At 37.9% G+C, this 16,727-nt stretch carries 16 protein-coding genes, 1 tRNA gene and 1 pseudogene; 11 read left to right on the top strand and 7 right to left on the bottom strand.

The genetic code is table 11. The features are described 5' to 3' along the window. Positions 1-420: 420 nt before the first annotated feature. Complete coding sequence (locus tag EWV66_RS20760) at positions 421-705, top strand: type II toxin-antitoxin system HicB family antitoxin (RefSeq protein ID WP_052277186.1); 285 nt, start codon at positions 421-423, stop codon at positions 703-705. 337 nt (positions 706-1,042) lie between these two features. Here the strand turns inward: EWV66_RS20760 and EWV66_RS20755 are convergent. Further along, a tRNA-Ile gene (locus EWV66_RS20755) sits at positions 1,043-1,115 on the bottom strand. A gap of 64 nt (positions 1,116-1,179) precedes the next feature. On the opposite strand from EWV66_RS20755, the gene EWV66_RS20750 reads away from it, so the two are divergent. The 4 genes from EWV66_RS20750 (at position 1,180) to grrM (ending at position 5,516) form a co-directional block, all read left to right on the top strand. Then, positions 1,180-1,473 (top strand): hypothetical protein, encoded by a 294-nt coding sequence (locus EWV66_RS20750; RefSeq protein WP_052277185.1) that lies wholly within the window; start codon positions 1,180-1,182, stop codon positions 1,471-1,473. 32 nt (positions 1,474-1,505) lie between these two features. Then, on the top strand, positions 1,506-2,840 hold the full coding sequence (locus EWV66_RS20745) for a hemolysin family protein (RefSeq protein ID WP_004159402.1): 1,335 nt from the start codon (positions 1,506-1,508) through the stop codon (positions 2,838-2,840). Between the two features lie 76 nt (positions 2,841-2,916). Beyond that, on the top strand, positions 2,917-4,038 hold the full coding sequence (gene mltA, locus EWV66_RS20740; protein WP_287107871.1) for a murein transglycosylase A: 1,122 nt from the start codon (positions 2,917-2,919) through the stop codon (positions 4,036-4,038). Between the two features lie 317 nt (positions 4,039-4,355). Next, entirely contained in the window at positions 4,356-5,516 is a 1,161-nt protein-coding gene (grrM, locus tag EWV66_RS20735; protein WP_052277180.1) for a cyclophane-forming radical SAM/SPASM peptide maturase GrrM/OscB, read from the top strand. A 298-nt stretch (positions 5,517-5,814) separates the two neighbouring features. Here grrM and EWV66_RS20730 read toward each other — a convergent pair whose 3' ends face one another. Then, a complete protein-coding gene (locus EWV66_RS20730; RefSeq protein ID WP_249264886.1) occupies positions 5,815-6,987 on the bottom strand; it encodes a glycosyltransferase 87 family protein in 1,173 nt (390 codons plus the stop codon). 77 nt (positions 6,988-7,064) lie between these two features. On the opposite strand from EWV66_RS20730, the gene EWV66_RS20725 reads away from it, so the two are divergent. From EWV66_RS20725 to EWV66_RS20720, 3 genes are read left to right on the top strand one after another with little or no spacing between them, the layout of a single operon-like run. Next, on the top strand, positions 7,065-8,063 hold the full coding sequence (locus EWV66_RS20725) for a glycosyltransferase family 2 protein (protein ID WP_002740515.1): 999 nt from the start codon (positions 7,065-7,067) through the stop codon (positions 8,061-8,063). Positions 8,064-8,115: 52 nt separating this feature from the next. Then, on the top strand, positions 8,116-8,583 hold the full coding sequence (locus tag EWV66_RS24495; RefSeq protein WP_502706153.1) for an FAD-dependent oxidoreductase: 468 nt from the start codon (positions 8,116-8,118) through the stop codon (positions 8,581-8,583). After that, complete coding sequence (locus tag EWV66_RS20720) at positions 8,583-9,695, top strand: FAD-dependent oxidoreductase (RefSeq protein ID WP_502706152.1); 1,113 nt, start codon at positions 8,583-8,585, stop codon at positions 9,693-9,695. The genes EWV66_RS24495 and EWV66_RS20720 overlap by 1 nt, the downstream gene beginning before the upstream one ends. Before the next feature lie 3 nt (positions 9,696-9,698). Here the strand turns inward: EWV66_RS20720 and EWV66_RS20715 are convergent, their stop codons facing one another. Next, a complete protein-coding gene (locus EWV66_RS20715; protein ID WP_002740518.1) occupies positions 9,699-9,896 on the bottom strand; it encodes a type II toxin-antitoxin system HicB family antitoxin in 198 nt (65 codons plus the stop codon). Positions 9,897-10,077: 181 nt separating this feature from the next. Beyond that, a complete protein-coding gene (locus EWV66_RS20710; RefSeq protein WP_052277177.1) occupies positions 10,078-10,788 on the bottom strand; it encodes a Uma2 family endonuclease in 711 nt (236 codons plus the stop codon). Between the two features lie 92 nt (positions 10,789-10,880). Between EWV66_RS20710 and EWV66_RS20705 the strand changes: the two genes are divergently transcribed. From EWV66_RS20705 to EWV66_RS20695, 3 genes are read left to right on the top strand one after another with little or no spacing between them, the layout of a single operon-like run. Then, complete coding sequence (locus EWV66_RS20705; protein WP_287107766.1) at positions 10,881-12,344, top strand: lipopolysaccharide biosynthesis protein; 1,464 nt, start codon at positions 10,881-10,883, stop codon at positions 12,342-12,344. Between the two features lie 18 nt (positions 12,345-12,362). Continuing rightward, positions 12,363-13,250, top strand: coding sequence for a glycosyltransferase family 2 protein (locus tag EWV66_RS20700; protein WP_081417859.1), 888 nt, complete (start codon positions 12,363-12,365; stop codon positions 13,248-13,250). An 18-nt stretch (positions 13,251-13,268) separates the two neighbouring features. Next, on the top strand, positions 13,269-14,393 hold the full coding sequence (locus EWV66_RS20695; RefSeq protein WP_052277174.1) for a glycosyltransferase family 4 protein: 1,125 nt from the start codon (positions 13,269-13,271) through the stop codon (positions 14,391-14,393). Here the strand turns inward: EWV66_RS20695 and EWV66_RS20690 are convergent. The 3 genes and pseudogenes from EWV66_RS20690 to EWV66_RS20680 all read right to left on the bottom strand — a co-directional run. Beyond that, positions 14,386-15,342, bottom strand: a complete 957-nt coding sequence (locus EWV66_RS20690; protein ID WP_287107767.1) for a glycosyltransferase family 2 protein — start codon at positions 15,340-15,342, stop codon at positions 14,386-14,388. The genes EWV66_RS20695 and EWV66_RS20690 overlap by 8 nt on opposite strands. Before the next feature lie 19 nt (positions 15,343-15,361). After that, a complete protein-coding gene (locus EWV66_RS20685) occupies positions 15,362-16,429 on the bottom strand; it encodes a sulfotransferase (protein ID WP_052277172.1) in 1,068 nt (355 codons plus the stop codon). 155 nt (positions 16,430-16,584) lie between these two features. After that, positions 16,585-16,727: pseudogene (locus tag EWV66_RS20680) on the bottom strand (IS4 family transposase); the annotation flags it as partial.

Here is a 16,727-nt window from a genome sequence, read left to right as displayed (position 1 = left end):
TTCTTGTTTTAATTCTCCATGTACGCGGTCTTTAAAAGCCTCTATTTCGTTCCAAGACACGATTAAGAGTGGCTTTTAGGCTAAGTATAATTACTCATCGCGTAAGTGAGATGCTCCCGTAAACAGGAAACAGTCCAGTAGGATGGGTTAGCGGTAGCGTAACATAATCGGCCGTTGGGTTTCATGCTTCAACCCAACCTACGTTCATCTTATATTTAATTCCACCCACCCACTTAAATCTAACATGAGGTCAATATGATTACAGACAAACAAATATGGTAAAATGCTCTTCTTGGGTAGATACAGGGATAAAAATTAGTATTGGGTACTTTCTCTACGACTTCATGGGCTTTTTCCCAATTTGTTCAGTTCTTAATCTATTAATCAAAAAATTCGGTGAAAGAAAGGAGCATAAATTGGATGCTTACCTACAAAGCAATGTATAAATTTCTGGAACAGGGAGTCCATGGAGAAGTCTTGGATTTTCCTGGCGTGATTTCCTGGGGAAATGATCTAGCAGCAGTCCGCCGTTCCTTAGCTAGTGCGCTGGTGGACATGGCAGAAGTTAATTTATCTAGGGGGGAATCTTTACCCTTGCCTAATGAGTTGTTAACAGACCCAGAAGCGGATTTAGAAGAACCAATTTATCTAATCTTTTCCGCATCAACCCATGTCCAAATTGTACCGACTTTGATCGCCTCATGAAGCGTCGAGATTTGTTGCGTTATCTCAGTCAACAGGGTTGTCAATAACATCGCATTTGGCGGAACTCGATATCTGAGATAAATTATGAATGATGAATTATGAAAGAGATTTGATTTAGCGATTATGGGAAATTTAAAATCGACATTATTGCTAATCACGGGCTAAATATTTCTCGATAAGTTATCATTGATACGATTTGCAATTCTGAGCAAGTGGTGCGTTACGGCGGCTTGTTAGTTTTGGTTTTTTGACCAAATTAGTAACCGCAAACACGCACCCTACACTCTGCACTTGCTCTAGTACAGTCAAAGTTGATCGCCTGAAGCCATCAAAACTATCCAGGGTGCAGGAGTTGAACCTGCCTAGCACGAATTATGAGTTCGTTGCCTCAACCGCTCGGCCAACCCTGGGTTATACTATTAACTCATTATAGATCGGTAATTACTCTGAACGTGAAAATTCAGCCCCACCAAGATGAAAAATTTTTCAATCAGCACCTCCTTGCAGTTAGGTCTCCTTTTGATGGTAGCCATGTTAGCCGCCGGCTTCGGTAGCGGTTGGGTAGCCTATCAATTGGGAATCGCCTCCCTGAAGGGAGTCAGTCAACCGGATATCAACCCCGCTAAAAAGTTTACCAACGATCGCACCAGTTATGGTCGCAATCAAACTTTTATCCCCGTGAAAGAAGAAGAAGTAATTAAAAGAGTGAGAGTTTATATGCAACAACAGAAAAACCAACCGCAATCAAAGGACGAAACCAAAGGATAGGCTTTAAAAAAGGCGAATTTTGCCTTTTCGCTATGGATAATCAGGATTTATTGACTCGTTTAATTTTAGTCTTTTTACTAATCGTCCTCAATGCTTTTTTCGTAGCGGCGGAATTTTCGCTTGTGTCTGTCCGTCGTACCCGCATCAGTCAGCTAGTGGCCGCGGGAGATGTGCCAGCGCAGACGGTACAATCTCTACAAAGAAGTCTCGATCGCTTACTTTCCACTACCCAACTAGGCATCACCCTTTCTAGTTTAGCTTTAGGTTGGATCGGGGAGAGTACCATGACCGTTTTTGTGAGGAAATTACTAAGTTTTTTACCCTTTTCTTTAAACTGGCAAAATCTTCTCTCCCATGGTTTCTCTCTTTGTCTAGCTTTTTTAATTGTTGCCTATCTCCAGATAGTTTTTGGGGAACTTTATCCCAAATCCCTAGCTTTAATTTATGCCGAACCGATGGCGCGATTATTAGCAGCACCTATTGGCGTTATTTCCCAGATTTTTAAGCCTTTTATCGGTATTCTGAACCAATCAACTCGTTTTTTATTGGTTTTAACCCGTATCCCCGAAGTGGATCTACAGCGTTCTAATCGGGTAACTTGCGAGGAATTACAATTAATTATCAGCATGGAAGGGGAATTAACGGGATTAGAAGCAGCGGAAAGGAAAATTTTAAATAATGTCTTCCAGTTTGGCGAAATCACTGCTGCGGAAATCATGGTTCCCCATAACCGTTTAATAGCTATTCCCTCGACCGCAACTTTTCAGGAATTATTGCTCAACGTGGTTAACAGTGGCTATTCTTGCTATCCTGTGGCAGGAGATTCTGGTGATGATATCCGTGGTCTGATCGATTTTAAAGATTTAGCTTTACCCCTTGCCGAAGGTCAGTTAAATTTAACAACCCCGATTAAACCTTGGTTAAAACCTGTGCGTTTTTTCCCCGAAACTACCCCTTTAAATGAATTACTGACAGTGATGCAGGAATCATTCTTAAAGATGGTTATCATTGTGGATGAATTTGGCAGAACAGCCGGTTTATTAACCCTCAAAGATTTAATCGGCGAGATTCTAGGAACTTTTCCCCCTAGTGATCAATCAGGAACATTGGAATACCAACTCCTCGATGAATCAACTTTTCTCGTACAAGCACAAATGAATTTAGAGGACGTGAACAAAGCATTAAATTTAAGCTTACCCTTGGCCGATGAATACCAAACCCTAGCTGGTTTTATCCTCCATCATTGGCAAAAAATACCGAGGGTGGGAGAACAATTATATTACCAAAATTTAGAATTTACCATTATTTCTAAGGTCGGCCCTCGCTTGGAACAAATTAAAATTTATCGACAACAATTATCCTCATGATATAAATAAGAAACAACTTTTCTCATTGATCCTTCTTGATTGTTAATCGCGTCAATAGCTGCCCACTCCTATCACCATGAAACACCTTTTGGCACTCCTCCCCCTCAGCTTGGGATTAATTGCCCTCACCCCCGCAAATTTGCCCCTAGAACGCCTTGAAATCTCACAATTAGGAACATCTACGGGATACGATGAACGACTGCTAACGGACAAAAAAACCCTACTACAAGCGATCGATCATAGTTTACGTTATCTGAATAGCTCGGCAGCAATCCGCGCCTATCAAAACTATACTATTTCAGAAATAACTCGTCAGCGAGTGCAGCGTTCCTTAGTACGTTTTCGTCAATTAGTGCAGAATTCTCCCACTCCCGCAGCTCTACAAAAGGCAGTTAAAAAAGAATTTATTTGGTATCGTTCTTTGGGTAATGATAGTCAGGGAAATGTTAAGTTTACTGGTTATTTTGAGCCAATTTATCAAGCAAGTCGGCAAAAAACCGCCGAGTATAAATATCCTCTCTATCGCCGACCTGCTAACTTTTCTCGCTGGTCTAAACCCCATCCAGCTAGGGTAGAATTAGAGGGAAAAGATGGTTTACTGGGGGAAAATAGCCGTCTAGCGGGATACGAATTAGTCTGGTTAAAAGATCGCTTAGAAGCTTATTTAGTTCATGTGCAAGGTTCGGCGAAATTACGTTTACCTAATGGTCAAATTATGAGCATTGGTTTTGATGGCAATACCGAGCATCCCTACACCAGTCTGGGAAAAGAAATGATTGCTGATGGTATTTTTCCTGCCGAGGGTTTAACCTTGCCAATGGTTTTGGATTTTCTCAGAAGTAATCCTGAGCAATTAAAGAATTATATTCCCCGCAATAATCGGTTTATTTTCTTTCGAGAAACCCACGGCGCAGCTGCCACTGGTAGTATTGGAGTTCCAGTTTTACCAGAAAGATCGATCGCTACAGATAAAAGTATTTTTCCCCCCGGTGCTTTAGCTGTAATTGAGACAGAAATTCCCCAGGGAAATCTTAATAAAAAATTAGTTAGTCGCTATGTTCTCGATCAAGATACTGGCAGCGCGATTAAAGGTACTGGGAGGGTAGATATTTTTATGGGAACAGGAAAAAATGCTGGCGAGAGAGCCGGTTTAATTAATACTCCGGGTCAATTATATTATTTATTATTGAGGGAATAGGAAATAGTATGGCTCTTCTCGACTTTGTGTGATAATTTTTGCTTATGGAACCCTGAAGTGCTTATTGGGCAAAACTTTTAGGACTATTTTGCGGATATTCTATCGGTATAGACCTCGTTTCCACAAAGAAACCAGAAGAGCCATAGTATAGGTAGAATTAAGATAGACTTCCCAGTAGGGAGGCACAATTATTTGTAGGATGGGTTAGCGGTAGCGTCAACTATGCGGGCGTTGGGTTTCATGCTTCAACCCAACCTACGTTCATCTTATATTTAATTCCACCCACCCACTTAAGGGAGAATTTAAACAATAGAATCATGAAAAAAACCATAAATATAGATTGGTCGGATTGTGGTCCAATTACTTTAGTAGTCGTGCAGCCGACTTCTTTTTGTAATCTCAATTGTGATTACTGTTATTTACCCGATCGCCACTTAAAAAATACCTTATCCTTAGATTTAATCGAGCCGATTTTTCAGAGGGTTTTTAGTAGTCGTTTTCTCCAAGATGATTTTACCATTTGCTGGCACGCCGGCGAACCCTTAGCAGTTCCCATCAGTTTTTATGAAAGTGCTTTCGCCAAAATTGCGGAAGTTAGCGAGAAATATAATCAGCAGGGTTACTGTTTTCGTCATTCAGTACAAACTAACGCCACTTATATTAACGATGCTTGGTGTCAATTATTTAAAAAGCATGATGTTTATGTGGGAGTCAGTCTTGATGGACCGGCCTTTATTCACGACATCCACCGGCAAAACCGCAAGGGAACTGGCAGTCATGCTGCTACAATGCGGGGGATTTCTTTCTTGCAAAAACATGAAATTGATGTCAGTATCATCGCTGTTTTAACAGAAGATTCCCTCGACTATCCCGACGAAATTTTTAACTTTTTTTGGGATCATGGCCTTACCGATGTGGCTTTTAATATGGAAGAAACCGAGGGTATTCATTCACAATCTTCCTTAGATAAATTAGGTATTGAACAACGTTATCGCCAGTTTATCGACAGATTTTGGGAGTTAGTCACGGCCAAACAAGGAGAATTTAAGCTGCGGGAATTTGAATCGATCTGTAGTTTGATTTATGCCGATGAACGCTTAGAAAATACCGATATGAATCGACCTTTTATGATTGTCAATTTTGATAATCAAGGTAATTTTTCCACCTTTGATCCTGAATTACTATCGATTAAAACCCAACCCTACGGCGATTTTATCTTTGGTAATGTTTTGACCGATTCCCTAGAATCTATCTGTGAAACCGAGAAATTTCAACAAATTTACGCTGATATGCGCGGTGGAGTCGATTTATGTCGGCAAAAATGCGATTATTTTGGGGTTTGTGGGGGTGGTGCCGGTAGTAACAAATATTGGGAAAATGGCACTTTCAACTCCACAGATACTAAAGCCTGTTTATACCGGATTAAGTGTATCACCGATATAGTTCTCGATCGCCTAGAAAATTTATTAGAAGTTTAGGGGAGTGGGGTGTTAGGGTTTGGGGTGTGGGGTGTGGGGAGTTTTCTCAGTGAACTGATAACTGATAACTGATAACTGATAACTGATAACTGATAACTGACTCCTATCTCCTGACTCCTGACTCCTGACTCGGAGATGATCGACTTCCCAAAACGAAAACTTCCTACCTCAATATTAAGATAACTGCTATAGCTTAGTTCTAGATTTTAAAAATTGCCTAGAGGATAATTTATACTTAAAATCAGCAACGCCCAAATATGAACCCTGACTCGAACTGGCAAACCTATCTCAGAAATAGTCAATCATCGGCATTATTCTCCCTTTCCCAAGAATTAACTAATAGATAAACAAGGGCAATTAACCAAATTGTATTTTGAAAAATTGACCAGTAAGGACTAGCTAAATTTTGAATACTTAGGGGAAGCCAAAGAGTTAATCCCACTAAAGACACAATAATTATATTTAAGCGAGATGGGTAACTAAAAGCTAGGGTTAGTAAAGCCAAGAGTAAAAAAACTAACATCAGATCGTCGTAGGGGCGATGATAGGTGAAAACCCGACCAATAACTGCAGCACAGGCAAACAGGGTTAATAGAGAAGTATGCTGTAATTTTTGGAAAATCACGATACCTAGAACTAGGCCAATTGTGGTTAATAAAACAAGAGTTATTTCTGTACTAATTCCGAATTTCATGATAATATTAATACTTGAAACACCATCATCTGCCACATATTTGATCTGATTTAAAAAGCTACCGATTACTTTCTCAAAGTTTAATCTAGTGGTGTGAGCGATAGCAAAAGTAGCCGAGATAATATAGACAAAAGCGAGAATTACCGTTTTAAACTTTCTCTTAATTACTAAACTCAAAAGATAGGGTGCTGAGATGTTAGGTTTAACGAGAGCAATGCCCATAAATACCCCCGCTAGATAATTTTTATTGGCTTGTAATAACCAGTAAACAATTATTAACAAAGCATTGACAATTAAACCATATTGCCCATTATTAAGGGTGGTACAGTTACTACTAATGGCCAGAGAAGTAAACACAAAAAAATAGGCAGCCATTCGGCCAAAAGGCAAACCTAATTGATAGGCAAAACGGCTTAAAATGCCCAGAGAAATCAGATTTAAAAAAACGTGATAGAAACGGGTTAAAGTCGAAGAAATAGGGGGAAACATGAAAAATCCCGTCAAAAAAGCCCAGGGTGGATAGCCACCGGAGCGAATTCTCCCCAATTCTGCATTAATATCGGCGGGATTCATGCGATAGGGATAAATTCCCAGATAAATATACTGTTGTTCTTGCCAACGTTCTAATAAATCTCTGGCACCAGAGGGACTACTATCAAAAGCTAGGGTATAAAATCCTTTAGCTAAGTAGGCAACAGCCAGCCAAGCAAAAATAAGCGTAAGAATCGATAAAATTGGCTGTTTTTTGGCAAAAATCATGGCTTTATTCAGGAACATACTTCGCAAAAATCAGCAACTCCTTGACAAGATAGCAAATCTGAGCCTCAATATACATTGAACTTGACCAAAAAACGATGAATGAGTTTTTTAATAATTCCTTAATTTCTATCATTATTCCAGTCTATAGAGGCGGAGAAGCCTTTAATAACTGTTTAGCCAGCTTATCCACCAGTTTACTCGCCCCCAGGGAGGTTATTGTCGTGGTTGATGGAAATGACCCCCAATCCTATGAAACTGCGGTCAGTTTTGGAGCAGAAGTCTTACAGTTAGAAAGCAATCAAGGGCCAGCAGTGGCAAGAAATCAAGGGGCGGCCATGGCTAGGGGTGATATTCTCTTTTTTATGGATGCAGATGTGACTATTCATCCCGATACTTTAGCAAAAATCGCCCAAGTATTCCATCAAGATTCTACCCTAGCGGCGCTGATTGGTTCCTACGATGACCAACCTGGGGCGGTCAATTTTCTTTCCCAGTATAAAAACCTTTTTCATCATTACAATCATCAAATTGGTTGCGAGGAGGCTTCCACTTTTTGGGGAGCTTGTGGAGCGATTAAACGGGATATTTTCGAGAAAATAGGCGGTTTTGAGGAAAGTTATCTTTATCCCTCTATTGAAGATATCGAACTGGGTTATCGTCTCAAAGCTCACGGCTGCCGGATTCGTTTGTGTAAAGATATCTACGTTAAACATCTCAAACATTGGACGGTTTCTTCCCTGTTGAGAGCCGATTTTTTCTATCGCGCCCTACCCTGGACAGAATTAATTCACCGTCAGCAAAATTTTGTTAATGACCTTAATTTACAATGGTCTAGTCGTTGGAGTGTGGTATTGGTTTATACACTTTTATTTTTACTGCTGGCCAGTTTATGGTATTATTATTTGCTTTTGGGCGTGGCTGTGTTAGCATTGGGCTTAATTCTCTTAAACTTACCTGTTTATCAGTTTTTTCGACAAAAGCGAGGATTATCTTTTGCTATGCTAACTTTGCCTTGGCACTGGTTATATTATCTCTACAGTGGTCTGGCTTTCGTCCTTGGTACGGGACGCTATTGGCTGCAACGTCTGGCTTGAGTTGACAGGCATTTTGACAAAATAAACGACAAATTCCTGATTCATATAAACTATGAAAACAGTAAATCAACTCAATTCTCCCCATACCGTCGTCATTGGTGGCGGTCCGGCCGGATTAACGGCCGCCTATTGTCTAGCCAAACACGAACTACATTCAATTGTACTAGAAAAAGGCGATCGAGTTGGGGGCATTTCCCGCACCGAAACCTACAAGGATTATCGCTTCGATATCGGTGGTCATCGCTTTTTTACCAAAGTTCCCGAAGTGCAACATTTGTGGCGGGAAGTGTTAGGGGATGATTTTATCAAAGTTCCCCGTTTATCACGGATTTACTATCAGGGTAAATTTTTTAGTTATCCCTTGGAACCCATGAATGCTGTTAGTAATTTAGGGTTTATCCAAAGTCTATTAATTGTTTATAGTTACTTCAAAGTTAAATTTTATCCTTTACCCCTAGAAGAAAAGTGTGATAATTTTTGCTTATGGAATCGTGAAATGCTTATCAGGCAAGACTTTTAGTGCTATTTGGCGGAATAAACTATCAGTATAGACCTCGTTTCCACACAGAAACCAGAAGAGCCACTAATCGCTTTGGTCAACGGTTGTATGAAACTTTTTTTAAAAGTTATACCGAAAAAGTTTGGGGTATTCCCTGCACCCAAATTCGTGCCGATTGGGCGGCACAACGTATTCAAGGATTATCCTTAAAAAAAGCCGTCATTAACGCCGTTTTTGGTGACAATGACACTAAAACTTTAATCAAAGAGTTTGATTATCCGCTGCTTGGACCGGGGATGATGTGGGAGCGTTTTCAAGAAAAATTAGAAGTACAAGGTTGTCCTGTGTGGCTAGATACGGAAGTCATTAAAGTCAAAAGAAAGGGTCAAAAAATTACCAGTATTATCATCAAAAAAGGCGAGGAAATATCCGAGATTACTGGGGATCATTTTATCAACACGATGCCAATTACTGCCCTGATGCACCGTTTAGACCCCTTACCACCTGAAAAAGTGTTACAAGCGGCAAGAGGATTAAAATATCGGGATTTTTTGATTGTTCCCATTGTGGTTAACCAAGAACACCTATTTCCGGATAACTGGATTTATATTCACAGTCCCGAATTTCAAGTGGGACGCATTCAGAATTTTAAAAACTGGAGTCCGAAAATGGTTCCCGACCCGAAGAAAACTTGCTTAGGCATGGAGTATTTTTGTAGCGAGGGTGATAAATTATGGGAAATGGATAATCAGAGTTTGATTCGTTTGGCTAGTCAAGAAATAGTTAATCTCGGGTTAGTCGATGACATCAATAAAGTGGAAGACGGAACGGTGATTCGACAAAAGAAAGCCTACCCCGTTTATGATGACGAATACCAACAACATTTACTGGTGCTGCAAAACTATGTCGATAGTTTGGAAAATCTGCAATCTGTGGGCAGAAATGGGATGCACCGCTATAATAATCAAGACCATTCCATGTTATCGGCTATCCTGGCTGTCGAGAATATTATGGGAGCGAATCATAACCTCTGGAAAGTCAATACTGAGCGTTCTTACCATGAGGAATTTATGACGAAATCTGAGGGAGCATCTCACCTTTGTAACCTAAGCACAAATTTATTACTTAAGTAAGCTTTAAGCAACTTCATCCTGATACACTTTGGGATAATTTTCGATTGATAATTCTAATACTTCTACACCATTGGTAATAGCCTCTTCATAGGAATCGCCATGAGTTCGCCATTTTTGACCAATAAAGTCTGGAAATCCTACTAGATAGCAGTTGTCCTCTTCTGACCATTGAATGATTATTGTATATTTGAGTTTATTCATTTTCTTGTTTCCTTTTGACTTCTTGGATGGCGTTTGAAACTTCTTTTTCTAAATAAATTTTAGCGGCCAAGCTATCCTTCTCTGAAAGGCTAATTCTTTCTTCATATAAAGTATGAAAAAGCTATTAAAAAGACGATGTAATCGCCTTAATCCCAGGGTCTAAAATCACCTTTTTAATCACTCATTCTTCTTCTAAACTTAATCCTAACGCCTGTAAACGTTCCGCTAGTCGATCCGCACGTTTCTTTTCTTTATCGGCGCGTTTATTTTCTTTATCAGCACGTTTCTTTTCTTTGTCGGCACGCTGTTTTTCTTGACGCATTTGAGACTCTAACTCAACAGTTGTTAAAAATTTCTCTCCATCAGGACGATACAATTCTAAACTCGATTTATCCCAGATAAAACGCACTCCTAGACGGGGACTTATCCAATCATTTATGGGGATAATTTCTCCTAAATTTTCTCCCTGTCTTTGCCATCCTTGTAAACGACAGCGCATCGGGTTATATAAATAGTATTCTTCTACACTATATGTGTCATAAAACTCTAATTTTCGACTCATTTCTGCTTTTGTATTCTTAGGTGATAGAATTTCAAAAACCACTTGAGGAGAGATATTTTCTTCATTCCATTGACGATAGGAACCCCTCCGTCCTTTGGGACGGCCAAAAGCTACCATAACATCAGGAGCAACGGGTGAAACTAAAGTAGAACGCACAGGATACCAGAGTAAATCCCCCGCAATAAATACCTTAGGGTCATCCGCAAAGATAATCTCTAAATTCTCCTTAATTTTGACAATCCACTCGTATTGTTCGGTATTATCTGCCATCGCTTGACCATCGCTATCCGGGAAAAGAAGATCTTCGTCAATATCAAGATAACTAACCATTGTCTTTTAATTTTAATAGATGAGATGGTTGTTTTCTAATTATAGCAAAATTTTGATCTATAATGAAAGCTGAAATTAAAAAATATTAAAAAATGAGCATTAAAAATAAAACTATTCAAGGTGTTTTTTGGTCAGGACTGCAAAACTGGGGCAGTCAAGCAGGTTCATTGATAATATTTCTAATTCTCGCTCGTTTACTAACTCCAGAAGCTTTTGGATTAGTGGCATTATCTAATGTATTAATTAACTTCATGCAGATTTTCTTAAATCAAGGCTTTGCTCAATTATTGATTCAAAAACAGGACTTAAAATCGAGAGATATAAATACAGTTTTTTGGACACAGGTGTTTACTGTTTTTTTTTTAACAACTATCACTTTTACTTCTGCTATTCTCATATCTAAAATTTTTCGGCAATCATTTTTAATTCCTATTCTCCAAGTTCTTTCCTTAGTTTTTGTTATTAATGCTTTAAGTCAAACTCAAGTAGCTTTATTAAGGCGAGATTTTAAGTTTAAAATCATGACAATCCGCTCTTTACTAGGGATTCTCATTGCTGGTATTGTGGGCGTAGGAATGGCACTTTTAGGATACGGAGTTTGGAGTTTAGTCGGTCAACAATTAACCTACGAACTGACGGGAGTTGTTGTTCTCTGGACAGCCAGTAATTGGCGACCAAAATTAGAATTTTCTCTAGCAGTTTTAAGGTCAGTACTGCATTTTAGTATCAATGTTTTAGGATATAAGTTAGTTGAATTTTTTAATCAGCGAAGCGATAATCTACTCATCGGTTATTTTCTAGGAGAAGCTGCCCTGGGCTATTATGCAATTTCCCATCGAATTTTAGAAGTAATGAGTCAATTACTGATAGGAACTTTAAATCAAGTTGCTTTACCCACTTTTTCTCGTTTACAAGACAACTCTCAAAAATTGATCGAGGCATTTTATCGAGTCACTCAATTTACTAGCTTAATTGCTTTTCCCGTCTTCTTTGCCTTCATGATTCTTAGTCCAGAATTAGTAGTTGTTTTGTTCGGTCAAAAATGGACTGACGCTATTCCTATTCTCCAAATTATCCCCCTTGTGGGAATACTTCGGGCTATCACTGTCTTTCAAAGATCTACGTTTGTCGCCCTCGGTAAACCCGTGTTACAGTTTAAATTAGGTCTTCTCAACGCTACTTTAAATATTATCGCTTGCCTCATCGCTGTCCAGTGGGGAATTGTGGCCGTAGCTAGAGCTTATGTCCTCAGTGATTATCTAGTTTTTCCCCTCGGACAATGGTTATTAAGTCAATTAATTTCCCTTTCTTGGAAAACCTATCTATCTCAATTTATCCCTGCCATCACTGGCACAGTTATAATGGGTTTAACGATTTTCATCAGTCAACAATTGCTCACCCTTTGGCTAGAACCTCAAGGTCGTTTGATAATTTGTTCCCTTTTGGGAATAATCATCTATACTGCCACCCTCCGCCTCGCTTTCCCTCGATTATTTTCACAACTTTTTACGATGTTTAGTCTCTTACGAGAATCTACTAAAACTAGCCATAAATAACATAATTATTTCAGGTTTATGATGACAGAAAAACTAATCACTTTTTCCATTATTATTCCCACCTATAACCGTCCCGAAAGACTCAAAACTTGTCTAGACTCTCTCCTAAATCTAGATTATCCCCCAGATAACTTTGAAATTATTATCGTCGATGATGGCAGTAATCAACCCCTTGATCCCCTGATTAAACCCTACCAAAACCAATTAAATTTAACTCTCATTCGCCAAGAAAATGCTGGACCGGCCAAAGCCAGAAATACCGGCGCTAACAGGGCCAAAGGTGAATATTTAGCCTTTACCGATGATGACTGTACCCTCGACTCAAAATGGCTCCAATCCCTCGAAAAAGGCTTCTTAGAGACACCGAATGCCCTCTTAGGGGGAAAAACGATCAACGCCCTGCCAGATAATCCCTATTCCACTGCTAGTCAAGTACTGTTTGATTATCTTTATGATTATTACAATAGTAACTTTGTTCAAACTCGTTTTTTTACAACTAATAATTTTGCTCTTTCGAGGGAATTGTTTAACAGGGTAGGACAATTGGATATTTATTTTCGTTTCGGAGAAGATCGGGAGTTTTGCGATCGCTGGCTATTTGCTGGATATTCTTTACATTATCTTCCCCAAGCGATAATTTACCATGGTCATGATCTCAGTTTACGGAGATTTTGGCAACAACATTTTAACTATGGTTGTGCTGCATTTTATTTTCATCAAATTCGTTCTCACCGCCATCAAACAGCCCTAAAATTTGAGCCATTAAGCTTTTACTTTCAACTACTAACTTATCCATTTTCAAAAAAATGTGAGCAACGATCAAAAATATTTCTTTTTGGCTTGTTATTAATCTCACAATTAGCCAATATTTGGGGATTTTTAAAGGCAAAATATTTAGCTCTATAAATTGCTATAACTAAAAAAATGAACCAGAATTATCAAATTAAAATAGGTATAGATGGTAGTTTTTTATCAGGTCAGAAACGGGGTCATGCTCGTTATTCTTTTGAGCTTTGTCGTGAACTAGACAAATATTTACCTAATGCCAATTTCTTTGTTTATAGTCCATTACCAATAGAAATGCCGGTTATCTCTCCTCGATGGAAACTAAGGACTCAGGGAAAAATATTAGCAGTCTCACCAATATTGTGGTTAAAAATTATTGGTAGTTGGATTTGTAGAAAAGATCAGTTAGATATCTTCTGGGGAACCTATTTTTTTCTACCCTATCTTGATCAATCAACTAAAACAATTCTGACTGTTCATGATTTTTGGTTTGACATAGATCCCACAGGTATGGATTGGTTTCATACTCAAGGTTTTTACCTATTTCTTAAAAATGATGTAAAACGAGCCAATACCATAATTACAAACTCTCAAGAAACCGATAGGCAACTATTCAATTATACTGGTCGTAATTCTATTATTATTCAACCCGGAGTTAGTGAGATATTTAAACCTTTATCAAGGGATATAGTCAAGAGTGAATTAGAAAATTATCAAATTTCTAGTCCCTATCTTTTGAATGTAGCTACTTGGGAACCTAGAAAAAATGTCGAATTATTAGTTAAAACTTTTATTAATCTGAAAAAAGAAGGTTTAATTCCTGATCATAAACTGGTTTTAGTCGGAAAAAAGGGGTGGAAATATGAAGGGATAGAAACCTTGATTGCTAATGAGGGAAAAAATGATATAATGGTTCTTGGTTACGTTCCAGATGAGCAATTACCCGCCCTTTATAGTGGTGCTGATTTATTTGTTTTTCCTTCTATTCATGAAGGATTTGGCATACCTGTATTAGAAGCGAGAGCTTGTGGGACCAAAGTGGTGACAACTGATATTCCTGAATTAAGGGAAGCAGGTGGCTCTGATGTTATCTATATTCAGCCAACAGAATTAGGTATTAGACAAGGAATTTTAACAGGTTTAAGTCAATCTTTTGTTAATCAAAATCATCAAAATATTCCTACTTGGAAAGAAGGGGCTAAAACCTTAGCCAAAATTATTAGTTGTCATTCTGTACAGAACAAAAATAGGTATATTACTTAGCGTTTTTGCCTATGTGTATCCATAGCCAATCTCTAATCACTTTAGGTAAAGTTTTTCTACAGATATTCATAACTAAATCTCTGAAATACCCTTCAAATAAATAATGTAAAAAATAATTATCATACAAAAATCTGACCTTTTTAAATTCTTTCCAAATCTGACTATTACTTATCCCTTGAGCAATAAAATATTGTTCTGTCCAGTCCAAATAAGCTCGATTTTCCCAATATCTTTGATGATATTTTATAGCGATAAAATGAGCATCACTTGGCTTTTCTCGATGTTTAATCCAGCAACTTTGAGAAACATAAATTGGGAAATTTAAACCAATTTTTGTAAAAAGCACCGTATCTTCAGCCCAACCCCGAAACTGTGCTGCAGATTTTCCTACTTGAATTAATACTTCACGGCGTAGCATAACATTACTGGGAACAGGTTTTTGTTTTCCTTGTTTCCATAAAATAGGTAATAAATTAGGAGGGTAAATAATAGTATTTGATTCTATTCCTAAAGATACAAAATAATCTCGATTTATATCTTCTATTTTTCCCGTCCAACTATGCCAAAATTGCACCCACCCATAAACCATTGCTACTTCTGGATAAGATGCAAAAATAGCAAGTTGCTCTGTTAATTTATGAGGTAGCCAAATATCATCCGCATCTAAAAAAGCAATAAACTCACCCTTAGCCTGTTCAATTCCTAAATTACGAGACGCACTCATACCGCAATTTTCATGATGGGGATGTTCAATATAATAGACTTTTTGAGGATTTTTCCGAGCATAATTTAAGGCAATATCGCTACTATTATCTGTTGAGCCATCATCAACTAATAAAAGTTCCCAATGTTCGTAATTCTGAGCAAAAACACTAGCGATGGCTTCGGTAATAAATTTTTCTTCGTTCCAAAAAATAATTATGACTGAAACTAAATTTTGATTTTTCATGTTTAGCTACTAATTAGAACTAATCTTCGGGATAATATCCCAGTTGTTCCGCTAGGGGATTAACAATATTTTTAAGAATGTTAATTTCATCTAGAGTGATTTTTGTAAATTGATCAATTTTAGGTAAATCATCTTTATTAGCAATTTTTATTAATTGATTGGGATCTTTTAAGTCGATTTCTAAATAAGATGCTAGTTCTTTTAACTCAAAATTTCCCTTAACTACATCTTCATATTTTAAGAGTTTAGCATTCAGTTTTTCATGATACAAAACATAGCTTTCGCTTAAGTTTCTCCAAATATATCCAAAGTTTTTAGTAGTCATCTGTTGTTGATCAAGATAGGTAAAAATTTTATAAGATTGATAGGAATGATAGGGATTTCTTATTAAAAAAATAAATTTTGATTCAGGAAACAGCCATTGTAAGTAAACTGCATGGTCTCCCGTTAATCGGACTTCTTTTATGCCCCAACGTTTTGCGCCTTTTTGCCTAGCAGGGATAGCAAAAAGATTAATAAAAAAAAGACGATGAGCTTGTTGAAAAAAACTTAAATCTGGATACAAATTAGCAACCCATTGATTACTAATATCTTCAAATTTTTGACGATATATGAAGTCTTTTTTGGGAAAATCTTGGGAAAATGGCTCGATTTGTTTAGCCATATTCTGAATAATAAATGAACGAGCGTAGGGTTCGCCCCAAATGACAGTTTCTGATGAACTCATCATCAATCGCTGAATCCAAGTTGAACCAGAACGCATACCAGCAGAAAATATAAAAATTGGTTTTTCAGTTATCTCTTGAATATCGCTTGTGGTGATTTCAGGAAATCTCCATTTAATCCAATTAATCCCTTGAACAATATTGAGAGGATTACCATAATATTCTTGCTGGTGGATGTTTTTTTTTAAGGAATGATAATACAATTGTCTGCCAATTTTCTCCCACAACCAATGGCGGAGAAATTTAGGGAAAGTTTTTCTTCCTAAACTTATGGCTAAATCGAGCCAACCTTTGAGGGATAATAAGTCACCCATAGGATAATAATGATTTAGATGTGTTGGTTGTACTTCTTGATCTTTCATTTTTGCTCGCGGGGATATTGTTTTATACGGTTAAGTAGCTGGTTATAATTAAATTGAAGATAGATCCCCCCTTAATCCCCCCTTAATAAGCTATCCATTAGTCACATCTTTCTTAACATAAAATTTGACAAAAAGAGAAAAGTGTGCAATATGGCTCAAGGAGGTTCTATGGGGGGACTAATTTGATGAGATAGTTTCCAAGTCTGGCTGATATCATGTTACCTTCGCAGTCCCAACCAAATAGTTTTAACACCTGGTTCACCGTCACCTTTTCTACCTAAAAACCCCCCAAGAGAAG

Source organism: Microcystis sp. M_OC_Ca_00000000_C217Col, from assembly GCF_007095585.1.
In the GTDB taxonomy this organism is placed as follows: Bacteria; Cyanobacteriota; Cyanobacteriia; order Cyanobacteriales; family Microcystaceae; genus Microcystis; species Microcystis panniformis.
Note: the sequence above shows the minus strand (reverse complement) of the source record. Positions and strands in the feature narration are given on the sequence as shown.

Coding starts and splice junctions, on each gene's coding strand:
- EWV66_RS20760 (WP_052277186.1), top strand. CDS start 421: ATGCTTACCTACAAAGCAATGTATAAATTTCTGGAACAGGGAGTCCAT.
- EWV66_RS20750 (WP_052277185.1), top strand. CDS start 1,180: ATGAAAAATTTTTCAATCAGCACCTCCTTGCAGTTAGGTCTCCTTTTG.
- EWV66_RS20745 (WP_004159402.1), top strand. CDS start 1,506: ATGGATAATCAGGATTTATTGACTCGTTTAATTTTAGTCTTTTTACTA.
- mltA (WP_287107871.1), top strand. CDS start 2,917: ATGAAACACCTTTTGGCACTCCTCCCCCTCAGCTTGGGATTAATTGCC.
- grrM (WP_052277180.1), top strand. CDS start 4,356: ATGAAAAAAACCATAAATATAGATTGGTCGGATTGTGGTCCAATTACT.
- EWV66_RS20730 (WP_249264886.1), bottom strand. CDS start 6,987: ATGTTCCTGAATAAAGCCATGATTTTTGCCAAAAAACAGCCAATTTTA.
- EWV66_RS20725 (WP_002740515.1), top strand. CDS start 7,065: ATGAATGAGTTTTTTAATAATTCCTTAATTTCTATCATTATTCCAGTC.
- EWV66_RS24495 (WP_502706153.1), top strand. CDS start 8,116: ATGAAAACAGTAAATCAACTCAATTCTCCCCATACCGTCGTCATTGGT.
- EWV66_RS20715 (WP_002740518.1), bottom strand. CDS start 9,896: ATGAATAAACTCAAATATACAATAATCATTCAATGGTCAGAAGAGGAC.
- EWV66_RS20710 (WP_052277177.1), bottom strand. CDS start 10,788: ATGGTTAGTTATCTTGATATTGACGAAGATCTTCTTTTCCCGGATAGC.
- EWV66_RS20705 (WP_287107766.1), top strand. CDS start 10,881: ATGAGCATTAAAAATAAAACTATTCAAGGTGTTTTTTGGTCAGGACTG.
- EWV66_RS20700 (WP_081417859.1), top strand. CDS start 12,363: ATGATGACAGAAAAACTAATCACTTTTTCCATTATTATTCCCACCTAT.
- EWV66_RS20695 (WP_052277174.1), top strand. CDS start 13,269: ATGAACCAGAATTATCAAATTAAAATAGGTATAGATGGTAGTTTTTTA.
- EWV66_RS20690 (WP_287107767.1), bottom strand. CDS start 15,342: ATGAAAAATCAAAATTTAGTTTCAGTCATAATTATTTTTTGGAACGAA.
- EWV66_RS20685 (WP_052277172.1), bottom strand. CDS start 16,429: ATGAAAGATCAAGAAGTACAACCAACACATCTAAATCATTATTATCCT.